This window comes from Nonomuraea sp. NPDC023979 (assembly GCF_040639085.1).
Taxonomy (GTDB): Bacteria; Actinomycetota; Actinomycetes; order Streptosporangiales; family Streptosporangiaceae; genus Nonomuraea; species Nonomuraea ceibae.
This window is the reverse complement of sequence record NZ_JBEZZG010000015.1, coordinates 1-13,782: the sequence shown is the minus strand read 5'-3', so window position 1 is coordinate 13,782 and position 13,782 is coordinate 1. Positions and strand designations below refer to the sequence as shown.

Annotated in this window: 12 protein-coding genes; 6 read left to right on the top strand and 6 right to left on the bottom strand. The window is 73.7% G+C overall.

The genetic code is table 11. From position 1 onward, the window contains the following. The first annotated feature begins 21 nt into the window (after nt 1-21). Genes AB0G11_RS25030 through AB0G11_RS25020 form a run of 3 tightly spaced genes read left to right on the top strand, consistent with a single transcriptional unit; the run spans nt 22 to nt 3,526 of the window. Nucleotides 22-1,125 (top strand): winged helix DNA-binding domain-containing protein, encoded by a 1,104-nt coding sequence (locus AB0G11_RS25030; protein WP_357588538.1) that lies wholly within the window; start codon nt 22-24, stop codon nt 1,123-1,125. A 9-nt stretch (nt 1,126-1,134) separates the two neighbouring features. Further along, the gene (locus AB0G11_RS25025; RefSeq protein WP_357588536.1) at nt 1,135-2,682 is read left to right on the top strand and encodes a phospholipase D-like domain-containing protein; all 1,548 of its coding nucleotides are present in this window, start codon (nt 1,135-1,137) and stop codon (nt 2,680-2,682) included. A 13-nt stretch (nt 2,683-2,695) separates the two neighbouring features. Continuing rightward, nucleotides 2,696-3,526 carry a PhzF family phenazine biosynthesis protein gene (locus tag AB0G11_RS25020; RefSeq protein WP_357588534.1) on the top strand — a complete coding sequence of 277 codons (831 nt, stop codon included), beginning with the start codon at nt 2,696-2,698 and terminating at the stop codon, nt 3,524-3,526. Here the strand turns inward: AB0G11_RS25020 and AB0G11_RS25015 are convergent. The 6 genes from AB0G11_RS25015 to AB0G11_RS24990 all read right to left on the bottom strand — a co-directional run bounded on the left by AB0G11_RS25015 (nt 3,516) and on the right by AB0G11_RS24990 (nt 8,778). Beyond that, complete coding sequence (locus AB0G11_RS25015) at nt 3,516-4,364, bottom strand: biotin-dependent carboxyltransferase family protein (protein WP_357588532.1); 849 nt, start codon at nt 4,362-4,364, stop codon at nt 3,516-3,518. The genes AB0G11_RS25020 and AB0G11_RS25015 overlap by 11 nt on opposite strands. Before the next feature lie 24 nt (nt 4,365-4,388). Then, nucleotides 4,389-5,006, bottom strand: coding sequence for an allophanate hydrolase subunit 1 (locus tag AB0G11_RS25010; RefSeq protein WP_357588530.1), 618 nt, complete (start codon nt 5,004-5,006; stop codon nt 4,389-4,391). A gap of 388 nt (nt 5,007-5,394) precedes the next feature. Next, entirely contained in the window at nt 5,395-6,150 is a 756-nt protein-coding gene (locus AB0G11_RS25005) for a 5-oxoprolinase subunit PxpA (protein ID WP_219510288.1), read from the bottom strand. Between the two features lie 22 nt (nt 6,151-6,172). Further along, nucleotides 6,173-6,931: a thioesterase family protein gene (locus AB0G11_RS25000; RefSeq protein ID WP_357588528.1), complete on the bottom strand. Its 759-nt coding sequence runs from the start codon at nt 6,929-6,931 to the stop codon at nt 6,173-6,175. Beyond that, nucleotides 6,931-8,430 carry a hypothetical protein gene (locus tag AB0G11_RS24995; RefSeq protein ID WP_219510304.1) on the bottom strand — a complete coding sequence of 500 codons (1,500 nt, stop codon included), beginning with the start codon at nt 8,428-8,430 and terminating at the stop codon, nt 6,931-6,933. The genes AB0G11_RS25000 and AB0G11_RS24995 overlap by 1 nt, the downstream gene beginning before the upstream one ends. A gap of 123 nt (nt 8,431-8,553) precedes the next feature. Continuing rightward, the gene (locus AB0G11_RS24990; RefSeq protein ID WP_219510286.1) at nt 8,554-8,778 is read right to left on the bottom strand and encodes a hypothetical protein; all 225 of its coding nucleotides are present in this window, start codon (nt 8,776-8,778) and stop codon (nt 8,554-8,556) included. 153 nt (nt 8,779-8,931) lie between these two features. Between AB0G11_RS24990 and AB0G11_RS24985 the strand changes: the two genes are divergently transcribed. The 3 genes from AB0G11_RS24985 to AB0G11_RS24975 all read left to right on the top strand — a co-directional run bounded on the left by AB0G11_RS24985 (nt 8,932) and on the right by AB0G11_RS24975 (nt 13,702). Continuing rightward, a complete protein-coding gene (locus AB0G11_RS24985; protein ID WP_219510285.1) occupies nt 8,932-9,501 on the top strand; it encodes an HhH-GPD-type base excision DNA repair protein in 570 nt (189 codons plus the stop codon). 194 nt (nt 9,502-9,695) lie between these two features. Next, on the top strand, nt 9,696-11,789 hold the full coding sequence (locus tag AB0G11_RS24980) for a SpoIIE family protein phosphatase (RefSeq protein WP_219510284.1): 2,094 nt from the start codon (nt 9,696-9,698) through the stop codon (nt 11,787-11,789). Between the two features lie 242 nt (nt 11,790-12,031). Next, the gene (locus tag AB0G11_RS24975; RefSeq protein ID WP_219510283.1) at nt 12,032-13,702 is read left to right on the top strand and encodes an RNA polymerase sigma factor; all 1,671 of its coding nucleotides are present in this window, start codon (nt 12,032-12,034) and stop codon (nt 13,700-13,702) included. Nucleotides 13,703-13,782 lie beyond the last annotated feature (80 nt).

The following is a 13,782-nucleotide window of genomic DNA, read 5'->3' as shown; positions in this document are numbered from 1 at the left end:
CGGCCGTGTACAACTGGCCGGGTGACGATCCACCTGAGCTGGCCGCAGATCCTCGCCTGGCGGCTGCGCCGGCAGTTCGTGAGCGGCCCCGGCGGGCCGGGCGCCGTGGAGATCGCCCGCCGGCTGTGCGGGGTGCAGGCCCAGGTGGCCTCCTCCGCCCAGCACGCGGTCGCCGTCCGCGCCGCCTCACCCGACCCCGGCGAGGTCGAGCGGGCGCTCTGGGACGAGCGCACCCTGGTCAAGACCTGGGTCATGCGCGGCACCCTGCACCTGCTGCCCGCCGACGAGCTGCCCGGCTACTGCGCGGCGCTGAGCACGCTGCGGTTCTGGGAGAAGGGCTCCTGGCAGCGCGGCCACGGCGTCACCGCCGCCGAGATCGCCGCCATCGTCGAGGCCGTCCCGCAGGCGCTCGGCGACACGCCCAAGACCAGGGAGGAGCTGGTCGACGCCGTCGTCGAGGTGACCGGCGACGCCCACCTGCGGGAGGCGCTCACCTCCGGCTGGGGGGCGCTGCTCAAGCCGCTCAGCCGCCTCGGCGAGCTGTGCTACGGCCCGCCGTGCGACGGCCGTGTCACCTTCACCGCGCCCCGCGCCTGGCTGCCCGGCTGGCCGGCCGAGCTGCCGCCGCAGGAGGAGGCGGGCGTGCGGATCGCCCGCGCCTTCCTGGCCGCCCACGGCCCCGCCACGCCGGAGATGCTCGACGGCTGGCTGTTCGGCGGCGTCGCCAGGAAGGCCGTGCTCAAGGGCTGGTTCCGCGACCTGGCCGGCGAGCTGACCGAGGTCGAGGCCGGCGGCCACACCCTGCTGGCGCTCACCGAGCACCTCGACGACCTGGCCGCCGCCCGGCCGGCGGACGAGGTCCACCTGCTGCCCGGCTTCGACCCCTACATCCTCGGCGCGCCCCGCTCCCTGGAGCCGCTCGTCCCGGCCGCCGTCAAGGCCAGGGTGAGCCGCCAGGCCGGCTGGATCTCCCCGGTCGTCCTCCACCAGGGGCGCGTCGCCGGCGTCTGGGAGGCCAAGGCCGGCCGGGTCACCGCCGACCTGTTCGAGCCCGTCCCCGGTGATCCGCTCGCCGCCGCCGTCTCCCGCGCCGAGAAGCTGATTGCCGGGGCCGCCGCCGGGTAGCCGGGCGGGGTGCGGCTCGACGAGTGGTTCCTCACCCGCGAGGAGCGGGGCAACCCGGCCACCAGGCTCGGCGCCTGGACGACCGGCAACCTCGTGCGCCCGCTCGTCCACGGCGCCGCCTACTTCGCCGACCTGCGGGCCGCGCTCGACCGGCTCGGCAAGGGCGACCTGCTGCTGTTCGCCGACTGGCGCGGCGACCCCGACGAGCGGCTGACCGGCGACGGCCCCGGCGTGGCGAGCGCCATGGCCGCGGCGGCGCACCGGGGAGCGCTCGTCCGGGGCCTGATCTGGCGCTCCCACCTCGACCGGCTGCGCTTCAGCGCCGCGGAGAACCGCCACCTCGGCGAGGACATCGAGGCCGCCGGCGGCCAGTGCCTGCTCGACACCCGGGTCCGCCCAGGCGGCTCGCACCACCAGAAGTTCGTCGTCCTGCGCCACGACGGCGACGCCGCCGCCGACGTCGCCTACGTCGGCGGCATCGACCTGTGCCACAGCCGCCGCGACGACGCCGCGCACCGCGGCGACCCGCAGGCCGCGCCCATGCCGGACGTCTACGGCGACACCCCGCCCTGGCACGACGCCCAGGTGGCCGTGCACGGCCCCGCCGTGGCCGACGTGGAGACCGTCTTCTGCGAGCGCTGGGACGACCCCGCCCCCGAGACCCGCCAGCCGCTGCGCCGCCTGCGCGACCACGTCGAGCGGATGGACGACGTGCCCGCCCTGCCCGACCCGGGTCCGCCGCCCGCCCCGGCCGGCACCCACGCCGTGCAGCTCCTGCGCACCTACCCCTACCGGCGGTCCGCCTACCCCTTCGCGCCCCTGGGCGAGCGCAGCGTCGCCAGGGCCTACCACAAGGTGCTGGCCAGGGCCCGGTCCCTGGTCTACCTGGAGGACCAGTACCTGTGGTCCACCGAGGTGATCGAGCCGTTCGCCGCCGCGCTCGAACGGGAGCCCGGGCTCCGCATGATCATCGTGGTGCCGCGCCACCCCGACCAGGACGGCTGGCTCGCCGCCCCGGCCAGCCTCATCGGCCGCGCCGACGCGCTGGCCAGGCTCAGGCGCGCCGGCGGCGACCGGCTCGGCGTGTACGACCTGGAGAACCACGCCGGCACCCCCGTCTACGTGCACGCCAAGGTGTGCGTGGTCGACGACGTGTGGGCCTCGATCGGCTCCGACAACGTCAACCTGCGCTCGTGGACGTACGACTCGGAGCTGAGCTGCGCCGTCGTCGACGAGGAGCCCGACCCGCGCCCGCCCGCCGGGGCCCGCAAATTCGCCCGCGACCTGCGGCTGCTCCTTGCGGGCGAGCACCTCGACCGCGACCCGTCCGGCCTGTGCGACCCCCGCGACGCGTTCGAGGCGTTCGCCGCCTCGGCCCGCGCGCTCGACGCCTGGCACCGCGGCGGCCGTCGCGGGCCCAGGCCGCCCGGCCGGCTGCGCCCGCATCCCGAGCCCAGCCTCGGCCGCGTGCGCAGGATGCTGGCCCAGCCGCTCTACCGGCTCGCCGTCGACCCCGACGGGCGGCCCCCGGCGCTGCGCCGCTCCCGGCGGTTCTGACAGACTCGCGAGCATGCAGCGCCCCTTCCGCCAGGTCGACGTGTTCACCTCGACGCCCTACGGCGGCAACCCGCTCGCCGTCGTGCTCGATGCCGACGGGCTGACCGACGAGGAGATGCAGCGCTTCGCCCACTGGACGAACCTGTCGGAGACCACGTTCCTGCTGCCGCCCGCCGACCCCCGCGCCGACTACCGGGTACGGATCTTCACCACCACGTCCGAGCTGCCGTTCGCCGGGCATCCGACGCTCGGCACCTGCCACGCCTGGCTGGAGGCGGGCGGCGTCCCGCGCGACTCGCGGACCGTCGTCCAGGAATGCGGCGCCGGGCTGATCCGCGTGCGCGGCGACGACCGCGGCGACCTCGCCTTCGCCGCGCCGCCGCTGCTGCGCTCCGGCCCCGTGGACGAGACGCTGCTGACCGGCCTCGCCGCCGCGCTCGGCATCGCCAGGGACGACGTCGTCGACGCCGAATGGGCCGACAACGGCCCCGGCTGGGTCGCGCTCCTGCTCCGCGACGCCGACGCCGTCCTCGCGCTGCGGCCCGGCCGGGTGCCCGTCGACGTCGGCGTGGCGGGCCCGCACCCCGCCGGGTCGCCGTACGCGTACGAGCTGCGGGCCTTCTGCCCCCACGACGGCGGCACGACCGAGGACCCGGTGACCGGCAGCCTCAACGCCTCGGTCGCCCAGTGGCTCCTGCGCACCGGCCGCGTCACCGCCCCCTACACGGTCAGCCAGGGCACCGCGCTCGGCCGCGCCGGCCGCGTCCGCATCACGGCCGAGGGCGACGACGTCTGGGTGGGCGGCTCGGTCGCCACCCGCGTCAGCGGCCACGTCAGCCTGTGACGCGGAAGCGCACCTCGTCCCCGGGCCGCAGCTGCGCCGCCACCCCCAGATCCGCCTCACGCACCACCGCGATCACCGGGTAGCCGCCCGTCGGCGGATGGTCGGCCAGGAAGACGATCGGCTGCCCGCTCGGCGGCACCTGCACCGCGCCCGCCACCATGCCCTCGCTCGGCAGCTCCCCCTCCCGGCCGCGCGCCAGCTCCGCGCCGCGCAGCCGCACCCCCACCCGGTTGCTGTCCTGGCTCACCGCGTACGGGGCCGCGCACAGCGCCGCCAGCGCCCCTTCGGCGAACCAGTCGTCACGCGGGCCCCTCAGCACCCGCAGCACCGCCGGCCCCGGCCCCGGAAGCGGCGCCAGATCCACCCCGATCCCGCCCCGATCCGCCGCGTCGCCGATCGGCAGCCTCGTCCCCGGCGCGAGCGGAGGCGGCCCCAGGCCCGACAGCGAATCGGTCGACCGGCTGCCCAGCACCGGCTCCACCGCCACCCCGCCGCGCACCGCCAGGTACGTCCGCAGCCCCCACGCCGGCGCCCCCAGCGCCAGCTCGCCGCCCCCGGGCACCCAGAACGGAACCCCCATGCCCGCCCGCGCGGGACCCCGCACCGGGCACGGCGCGCCCGCCAGCGCCACCCACGCGCCCCGCCCGAACCGCAGCCGCAGCCCGCCGAACGTCGCCTCGATCCCCGCCAGCACCTCCGGGTTGCCGACGAGCCGGTTCGCCAGCCGCAGGCTCGCCTCGTCGGCCGCCCCCGAACGCGGCACCCCCAGATGCGCCAGCCCCCGGCGCCCCAGATCCTGCACGGTCGCGTACGGACCGGACCCGAGCACCTCGATCATGCGGCCTCGATCATGGGACCTCGATCATGCGGCCTCGAAGCGCACGCGGGTCCCCGGGCGGAACGCCGACGGCGGGCGCGCCGTCACGTCCCACACCCGCAGCCCCGTCCTGCCCAGCAGCCGCCACCCGCCCGGCGACGCCGCCGGATACACGGCCGAGTACGGCCCCGCCACGGCCACCGACCCCGCGGGCACCGACGTCCGCGGCGTCGCCAGCCGGGGCACGTGCAGCACCGGGTCCAGCCCCGTCAGATACGCGAACCCCGGCGCGAACCCCAGCCAGCCCACCACCAGCTCCCGCCCCGTGTGCCGGGCCACCACCTCGTCCACCGGCACCCCGGCCAGCTCGGCCACCGACTCCAGATCCGCCCCGTCGTAGACGACGGGCACCCGGACCACGTCCTTCTCCTCGGGCGCCTCCGTCACCCCGGCCGCCGCGCACCGCCGCAGCAGCTCGCTCAGCCGCGCCTGCAACCCGCCCTGCTCGGCCCCCGGAGCCACCACCAGGACTGTCTCAGGCCCCGGCACCACCTCCACGACCCCGGGCGGCCGTTCGGCCCTCAGCGCGGCGTCCAGCCGGTGCGACACGTCCAGCGCGCCCGTCTCCACGAGCAGCCCGTGCTCCCCGACCCGCCGAATCACCCGCCCGCCTCCCGGCGACTGCGCCCGCCCCTCCGCACCGCCGCCCCCACGAGGCCGCCCGGCCAGACCGGGCCACGGTCCTCTTGGGCAGACCCCCACTCTCTCGCCGAAGGCCAAGCGCCCTCCAGCGGGGGCGCGCTCTTGGCAGCGCGGTGCCCCACCTCCGGGAGGTGGGGCCCTTGCCGGAAGGGGGCGCCGTTCCGGTGGTCCGGCAGGGGCGTGGCCTTTGCGTGTCCACTGGGGGTGCGGGTCTGGCGGGAGGGGAGGGGGCGGGGCGGGAGGCGGCGGGAGGGGGTCTCGCGGGCCGGGCGGAGGGGGGAGGGCGTCTCGCGGGGAGGGAGCTCGCGCGAAGGGAGGCGGCGGGGCGGCAGGGGCCGCGTGGGGGCGGTCATGCGAAGGCCTGGAGGACGACGCCGGCGGCCAGGAGGTCGTCGCGGACGGTGCGGGCGAGGTGGACGGCGTCGGGCGTGTCGCCGTGGACGCAGAGGGAGCGGGCCTTGACCGGGACCTCGGCCCCGTCGGCGGAGATGACCGACCCGGACAGGGCCATGCGGACGGCGCGGGCCGAGACGTCGGCGGCGTCGTGCAGCACGGCGCCGGGCAGGCGGCGGGGGAGCAGGGCGCCGTCGGCGGTGTAGGCGCGGTCGGCGAACGCCTCGGCGACGGTGGGGACGCCCGCGGCGGCGGCGACGGTGTGGACCACGGAGCCGGGCAGCGTGAGCACCGGCAGCGCCGGGTCGTAGTCGGCGATGGCGTCGACGACGGCCTCGGCCTGCTCCCGGTCGCGGCAGATGCGGTTGTAGAGGGCGCCGTGCGGCTTCACGTACGAGACGCGGCCGCCCATGGCGCGGGCGATGCCGTCGACGGCGGCGAGCTGGTAGAGCACCTCGGCGCAGAGCTCCTCAGGCTCGACCTCCATCTCCCGGCGCCCGAAGTGGGCCAGGTCGCGGTAGGACACCTGCGCCCCGATGGACACCCCCCGGTCAACGGCGGCGGCGCAGGTGCGCCGGATGGTCACCGGGTCGCCGGCGTGGAAGCCGCACGCGACGTTGGCGCTGGTGACGATGTCGAGCAGCGCCAGGTCGTCGCCGAGCCGCCAGATGCCGAAGCCTTCGCCGAGGTCCGCGTTCAGGTCCATCACCATGACCCCATCATGGCGTGAGCGGCTACCTCGGCGCGACGAACAAGGTCTGAGTCGCGCTGCCGACTTCGCCGTCGAGGTCGTACAGGGTGGAGCGGGTGAGGCCGCGCCCGGACGGGCCGATGGCGGTGGCGGCGTCGAGGCAGATCCACTCGCCGGCGGGCGCGCGGAACAGGGAGATTGTCAGGTCGACGTTCACGAACAGGTGGGTGTCGAAGCCGAGGGCGAGGCTGATGCCGTTGCCGCTGTCGGCGAACAGCGCCAGCCGCTCCATCGGCGTGATCTCCTCGCCGTCGACCAGCGGCACCCGGCAGCGGCCCCACGCGGTGGCGGGGCCGGGCTCGTCGGGGCCGCCGCGGGCGAAGCGCCATTCGGTGGCGCGCCCGTAGCCGAAGCCGGTCGAGATCCACGACTCGCCCTGCGGGCCGGGCAGGGGCGGCGGGTCGGCGGCGTGGGTGGCGGGCGTGGGGGCCTCGCGGATGCGCCACGCGGTGGCCCGTACGTGCTCGCGGCCGCCGCCGCTCACCGACGCCGACAGGCACTGCACGCGCTTGCCGTCGCGCACGACGTCGGTGCGTACGTCGAGGTCGCCGACGGGGACGGGACCGAGCACGTCGACGGCCAGCCGCGCCAGGTCGAGGCCGGGACGGGGCGCGGTGAGCGCCAGCTCGTGCACGAGCAGCGCCGTCACCGGCCCGAGGTGCTGCGTGGCCGGGTCCCACGGGCCCTGGGTGTGCTCGGAGGCGCGGTAGCGGCCCGGCGCGAGCCGCGTGTACATGGCCATCAGATCTCGTCGGGGATGTCGGCGATGTCGTCGAGCGCGGCGGCCAGCTCCTCGGGGTCGCCGCCGATGCGCTCGGCGATCTCGATGAGCACGTGGAGCACGTCGTGACGGTCGTGGCCGAGGTCGAGCAGCCGCTGGGCGGCCTCCCACAGCTGCGGCGGGTCGCCGTCCCACAGGCGGGTGGCGATCTCCTCGTGCCACGCCAGGTGCTCCTCGTCGATCGCGCCGACGTGGTCGATCTCCAGGAGGGTACGGCGGTCGGCCGCGTCGGCGGGGTTGAGCCGGTCGAGGTCGACGCCGTTGTGCACGCCCTGCAGGAACGGGAACGCGAACGCCCGCCTGGCCAGCGCCGACAGGTCGCCGTCGGGCAGCAGGCGCTCCAGCAGCGGCCGGTCGATGCCGAACGACGTCGGGTCGCGGTAGGCCTCGGGGAACTTGCCGATCGCCCCCCACACCGCGTCGAGCGTGGCCTTGAGCCCCTGCTCGGGCAGGCCGGTGCGGGCGGCGGCGAAGCGCACCCAGGCCGACAGCGCGTGCGGCATCGCCTCCTGCTCGGCCTGCGAGAGCATGACCTTGCGCGGCAGCCAGTCGAGCAGGAACGTCTCGCACTTGGTCGGGCTGACCCGCAGCGGCCGGCCGAAGTCCTGCTCGCAGCCGTAGTCGATGATGTGGTCGGCGCACCGGGAGGCGGCCGACGGGTCCGACAGGTGCTCGGCGGCGTCGGAGGCGAGGAACTCGGCGGCGAGCATCGCCCGCCGCTCGCGGCTGTAGGGGGCCTCGATGTGCAGCGGGGCGGGCCGCTTGCGGCCGGGCGGCAGCGCCTTGAGGCGGGCGCGGGCGAAGGCGTGGTAGGCGCTGTAGCTGTCGCTGACGGGCGGCGGCGTCTTGGGCTCGCCGGTGGCCTTCATCGCCGATTCGAGCAGCGCCCTGGCCTGCTGCGGCTCGATCTCCTCGAACAGCAGCATCGGGTTGCCCGCGGCCTCGGCCCTGGCCTGCTCCAGCAGCTTGTCGACGTGGGAGGACACCCAGGCGTCGCGCGCCATGCCGGACATGTTGTGGTCGACGACCATGACCAGCGCGTGCCGGTCCTGGTTGTGGCGGGGGGTGGAGTCCTCGTTCCAGCGGTAGGCGAAGGTGCAGATGACGGTGTCCTGGTCGCCGTAGGCGTCGCGGGAGACGTAGCAGCCGGTGGGCTTGACCGCGCCCACCCGGTCGGCCCAGCCGGGCCTGGCCACGCCGGACTCCATCATGGCCAGCGCCGCGCCCTCGGCCTTGGCGCCCTGGCGGGCGGTGCCGAGGTAGGCCAGGCAGATGAGCAGCGTCAGCGAGGCGGGGGTGCCGGCCTTGGCCGCGTAGTCGACCAGCCCCTCACCGAGCACCTGCTCGACGTCGCCGCCCCGCACCTTCCTGCCCCACCAGGCCCCGACCATGTCGGAGACCATCAGCTCCGCGTCGAGCGGGCTGCGCACGGCCAGCAGCTCGCGGGCCGCCTGCACCATCTCCTTGAACACGTCGTCGGGCGGGGGGCTCTCCCGGGGGTCTCGTCGGTGTCGGCGCACGCCCTCACTCTCTCGCATTCCAGGCGGAAACGGTGCGCAGAACGCGGCCCGGTGACTCCGATGTTATCGAGGGGCGCGCGGCGGCGGCGCGGAGTTGACGATCGCGAGCAGGTGCTCGCGGGCGATCCGCTCCACGATCTCGGGTGTCGCGGTGATGCCGAGGTGCTGCGCGCACACGCACACGTCCTCGACGCACCGGTCGATGGTGTCCACGGGCACGGTCAGGAACTCCTCGGCCAGCCTGAGACTGACCGGCTCCTTGAGGAAGCGTGTGGCCAGAGCGAGCATAGGTGTGAGATTCCTCTGGATGCCCCAGGGCAAACCCCCAGGAATGGACGCAGGTGACTTGCGCTCTCATTTCATCTTTTCTCGGGCTGGTGTCAAGCCTCCACGACGGCTGTCTTCGCTTCTCGGGAGCGGCTTTCGTGCGAAGCTGTTCCCATGCGCATCCAGCTCACCCAGCGCGCGGAGGCCGACGAACTGCTCGGCCGCAGTCCGCTCGCCCTGCTCGTCGGCATGCTGCTCGATCAGCAGGTGCCGATGGAGTGGGCGTTCACGGGCCCTTACACCATCTCCGAACGGCTCGGGCACGAGCTCACCGCCGAGGAGATCGCGGCCTGCGACCCCGAGGCGTTCACCGCGCTCCTGGCCGCCAAACCGGCGGTCCACCGCTACCCCAAGTCGATGGCGGCCCGCGTCCAGCAGCTCGCCGCCTACCTCGTCGAGCACTACGACGGCAAGCCCGAGCGCATCTGGACCGAGGCAGCCGACGGCAAGCAGTTGCTCAAACGACTGATGGACCTTCCGGGATACGGCAAGCAGAAGGCCCAGATATTTTTGGCATTGCTGGGCAAGCAGCTCGGGGTCCAGCCGCAAGGATGGCGCGAGGCGGCCGGCCCCTATGGCGAGCAGGGGTCCTACCGTTCGGTCGCGGACGTGGTCGACGCCGACAGCCTGGGCAGAGTGCGCGCCACCAAGCAGGCGGCCAAGCGGGCGGCGAAGGCCGAGTAGCCTGATCTTGCTGCGCAACGTGGAGCGATTTTGACAGGATGCGTTGACCGTATGGCGGCCGGGGCTTCCGTCCGCGCCCGCCCATCGCAGATGATGTACTGCAGAATCCGGTCGCCCGGAGCTGCGCTACGCCGATACACGATTATGGAGATGTGCCGCGTGGGAGACCCTGGCACGCGACGGAGGTGCCGACCATGAGCGCCGAGACCTCCGTTCCCCGTCCCCGGGAGTCGGATGTGGACGTCTCAGACTCCGCCCTCTTCGAGGGCCTGCTGTCCGAGGCAGAGTTCGCCTTTGCCTTCTTCGACACCCAGACCCGCGTCCTGCGGGTCAACGACGTGTTCGCCGAGGTCGTCGGCGTGCCCGCCGAGCGGCTGCTGGGACGCGCGCCGTCCGAGACGCTCGCGGCCGACCTCAGCCAGCTCATCACGCACGGCGTCCAGGCCGTCATCGGCAGCGACGCGCCGGTCTCCGAGCGGCCCGTGCGGGTGCGCGCGACCGGCGGCGAGGCCCGCTACTGGTCGGTCTCGTTCTCGCCGGTCCACGACGCCGACGGCGCGCTGCAGGCCGTCGCCCTGGCCGGGCTCGACGTGACCGAGAGCCGCCTGGTCGAGGAGGACCTGCGCCGCAGCGAGGAGCGCTACCGCTCGCTGGTCGAGGCGCAGTCGCAGCTCGTCTGGATCACCTCGCCGACCGGCACGGTGGTCGAGGACGCCCCGCAGTGGCGCGCCATCACCGGCCAGGGCCTGGAGGAATACCTGGCGGCCGGCTGGCTGGACGTGGTCCACCCGGAGGAGCGCCAGCAGACCGAGGAGGCCTGGAAGGAGGCGCTGCGCGGCCGCACCATGTTCGAGTGGAACTACCGCGTGCGCACCCGGGCCAGCGGCTACCGCCACTTCGAGGTCCGCGCGGTGCCGATCATCCGGCACGGCAGGGTCGTGGAGTGGGTGGGCGCCAACACCGACGTCACGCCGCAGCGCGAGGCCGAGGAGATGCGCGGCAGGCTGACCGACCAGCTCGGCGCCGCCGCGCTGCGCACCGCCCGGCTCCAGGGCGCCACCGCCATACTGGCCGAGGCGCTCACCGTCGAGCAGGTGGTGCAGGTCATCATCGACGTCGGCCGCACGGCGCTGGCCGCCGACCGGTCGGCCGTGGCGCTGCTCGACACCGACCGGGCGGCGCTCAAGCTGATCAACGGCGAGGGCGTCCCCGAGGCGTCCGGCGCCGCCGGCGAGGAGATCCCGCTGTCGAGCTCCAGCGTGATGACGATGGCGGTCAACAGCCGGCGGCCGGTGTTCGCCGAGTCGCCCGAGAGCCTGAAGGCCCAGCTGCTGGAGGCGGGCGGCGACGAGCAGGTGCTGACCAACTACCTGGCCAGCAGCGACGAGCGCGCCTGGGTCGGGCTGCCGCTGCTGGCGGCGGGCCGGGCGCTGGGCGCGCTGCGGTTCTCCTTCACCCGGCCGCAGAAGATCTCCCAGGAGGACGGCGTCTTCCTGGAGGCGCTGGCCGGGCAGTGCGCGCTGGCCGTGGAGCGCGCCACGCTGTTCGAGCGCGAGCACCGCACCGCCGAGACGCTGCAGCGCAGCCTGCTGCCCGACCGCCTGCCGGTGGTCAGGGGCCTGGAGCTGGCCCAGCGCTTCCGCTCGGGCAGCCGCCACGTGCAGGTCGGCGGCGACTGGTACGACGCGTTCGTGCTGCAGGACGGCCGCGTGGCCGCGGTCGTCGGCGACGTCATGGGCAAGGGCGTCAAGGCGGCGGCCGGGATGGGCCGCATCCGCAACGCCATGCGGGCGCTGGCGCTGACCAACCCGCCGCCCGCCGCCGTTCTCACCGGCCTGGACCGGGTCTTCGACGCGACCGAGGAGGAAGAGCAGGTCACCACCCTGGCCTACATGGTCGTCGAGCCGTCGACGGGCGAGGGCACGCTGGCGCTGGCCGGTCACCCGCCGCCCGTGCTGGTTTCTCCGCAGGGCACGGCGATCCTCTGCGACGCGGAGCCGGGCACCCCGCTAGGCTGGCCGACCAGCCGTAGGCAGTTCCGGTTCGTGGTGCCGCCCGGCCATACCGCCGTGCTCTACTCCGACGGCCTCGTCGAGAACCGGAAGCGCGGGCTGGATGCCGGTCTCGCAGAGATTTGCAGTGTTGTGACCGAAGCGCCGCCTGAGGTCGTGAGAAGTCCACACATGTTGCTGGACTTCCTGGTCGACCGGATGTTGTCGGGATATGAGCAAGATGATGACGTTACCGCCCTGGCCATTCACGTGCCGCCCGCCACGAAGAGTGACTGAATGAAACAGTCATAAGGGTTGCTTTCGGATATCAGTGGCGCGCTTACGTACGCACTACTCTCTTGGTCGGCCTAGGGTGGAGGTCAACCGCCGGGAGGTGGCCGTATGGAGTGCGTGGTCGTGCCAGAATGCTGGACAGGTCCGTCGCGATCCGCACGGCCTCACCGATCTCCGAGAGAGGCATCAGCCCCCCAGCGGGCATCTGGGTCCATTGTCGCCACGCGTTCGTTCGAGAGGTGTTCGTGTCGCCTGCAAGTTCGACTCGCTCGAAGCCACAAGAGCTGAACGAGCCCGTCATTCAGCGACTGCTCGAGCGTGGGCGCTCGCAGGGTTTCCTCGAGTCTGAGGACGTCCGTCAGGCCTTCGAGGAGGCGGACATCCCCATGTCGCACGCCGCCGCGTTCTTGCGGAACCTCAGCAAAGAGGGCGTGACCGTGGTGGTGACCGCCGCGGATTCGGCTGCGCCGAAGAAGAAGTCTCGAGGCTCAGCAAAGCGCCAGACCGCCGCGCCCGTCAAGACCAAGACGGCGGCGGCCGCCAAAGAGCAGCAACCCGAGACCGTGACCGCGGTCGTGGGCACCGCCGAAGCAGAGCCGGCGGCCAAGAAGCCGGCTCCCGCCAAGAAGGCCGCTCCGGCGGCCAAGAAGGCCGCCGCGCCCGCCAAGGCCGCGCCTGCCAAGAAGGCCAAGCCGGACAGCGCTGGGCCTGCCGACAACAAGCCGAAGGGCCCCGAGGGTCCCAAGGCCGACGCCGACGACGACGAGGACATCGAGCTCGACGGCGACGTGGAGCTGGACGACCTCGAGGACATCGACGTCGAGGAGATCGCCGACGACGCCGACTCCACCGACGAGGCCGACTCCGACGACGACGACTCCGACGACGAGCCCAAGGTCGTCGCCGAGGCCGCCGCCGTGACCGCCGAGAAGAGCGAGGACGAGGTCCTCATCCTGTCCGACGACGACGATGACGCCCCGGTCGCGCAGGTCGCCGCCGCCGGCGCCACCGCCGACCCGGTCAAGGACTACCTCAAGCAGATCGGCAAGGTCCCCCTGCTCAACGCCGAGCAGGAGGTCGAGCTGGCCAAGCGCATCGAGGCCGGCCTGTTCGCCGAGGAGCAGCTGGGCGGCGAGAGCGACGGCCTTCCGGTCGACGTGCGCGCCGAGCTGGAGTGGATCGCCGAGGACGGCCGCCGGGCCAAGAACCACCTGCTGGAGGCCAACCTCCGCCTGGTGGTCTCGCTGGCCAAGCGCTACACCGGCCGAGGCATGCTGTTCCTGGACCTGATCCAGGAGGGCAACCTGGGCCTGATCCGCGCGGTGGAGAAGTTCGACTACACCAAGGGCTACAAGTTCTCCACCTACGCCACGTGGTGGATCCGGCAGGCGATCACCAGGGCCATGGCCGACCAGGCGCGGACCATCCGCATCCCGGTCCACATGGTCGAAGTGATCAACAAGCTGGCCCGCGTCCAGCGGCAGATGCTGCAGGACCTGGGCCGCGAGCCCACGCCGGAAGAGCTCGCCCGCGAGCTGGACATGACCCCCGAGAAGGTGGTCGAGGTCCAGAAGTACGGCCGCGAGCCGATCTCCCTGCACACCCCGCTGGGTGAGGAGGGCGACAGCGAGTTCGGTGACCTCATCGAGGACTCCGAGGCCATCGTGCCGGCCGACGCCGTCAGCTTCACGCTGCTGCAGGAGCAGCTCCACTCCGTTCTCGACACGCTGTCGGAGCGCGAGGCGGGCGTCGTGTCGATGCGGTTCGGCCTCACCGACGGCCAGCCCAAGACGCTGGACGAGATCGGCAAGGTCTACGGGGTGACGCGCGAGCGCATCCGGCAGATCGAGTCCAAGACCATGTCCAAGCTGCGTCACCCGTCGCGCTCGCAGGTCCTGCGCGACTACCTGGACTAGGTCCCAGCACGGAGAAAAGGGGGGTGGGGGCCCGCGCGGGGGCCCCCCCCACGAGTTTATGGGTTTGGTGTAGGAAAGGA

Bases quoted from the DNA above. Each gene is read 5' to 3' on its own strand.
- AB0G11_RS25020 (WP_357588534.1), top strand. From the start codon at position 2,696: ATGCAGCGCCCCTTCCGCCAGGTCGACGTGTTCACCTCGACGCCCTAC.
- AB0G11_RS25015 (WP_357588532.1), bottom strand. From the start codon at position 4,364: ATGATCGAGGTGCTCGGGTCCGGTCCGTACGCGACCGTGCAGGATCTG.
- AB0G11_RS25005 (WP_219510288.1), bottom strand. From the start codon at position 6,150: ATGGTGATGGACCTGAACGCGGACCTCGGCGAAGGCTTCGGCATCTGG.
- AB0G11_RS25000 (WP_357588528.1), bottom strand. From the start codon at position 6,931: ATGGCCATGTACACGCGGCTCGCGCCGGGCCGCTACCGCGCCTCCGAG.
- AB0G11_RS24995 (WP_219510304.1), bottom strand. From the start codon at position 8,430: ATGGTGCAGGCGGCCCGCGAGCTGCTGGCCGTGCGCAGCCCGCTCGAC.
- AB0G11_RS24990 (WP_219510286.1), bottom strand. From the start codon at position 8,778: ATGCTCGCTCTGGCCACACGCTTCCTCAAGGAGCCGGTCAGTCTCAGG.
- AB0G11_RS24985 (WP_219510285.1), top strand. From the start codon at position 8,932: ATGCGCATCCAGCTCACCCAGCGCGCGGAGGCCGACGAACTGCTCGGC.
- AB0G11_RS24980 (WP_219510284.1), top strand. From the start codon at position 9,696: ATGAGCGCCGAGACCTCCGTTCCCCGTCCCCGGGAGTCGGATGTGGAC.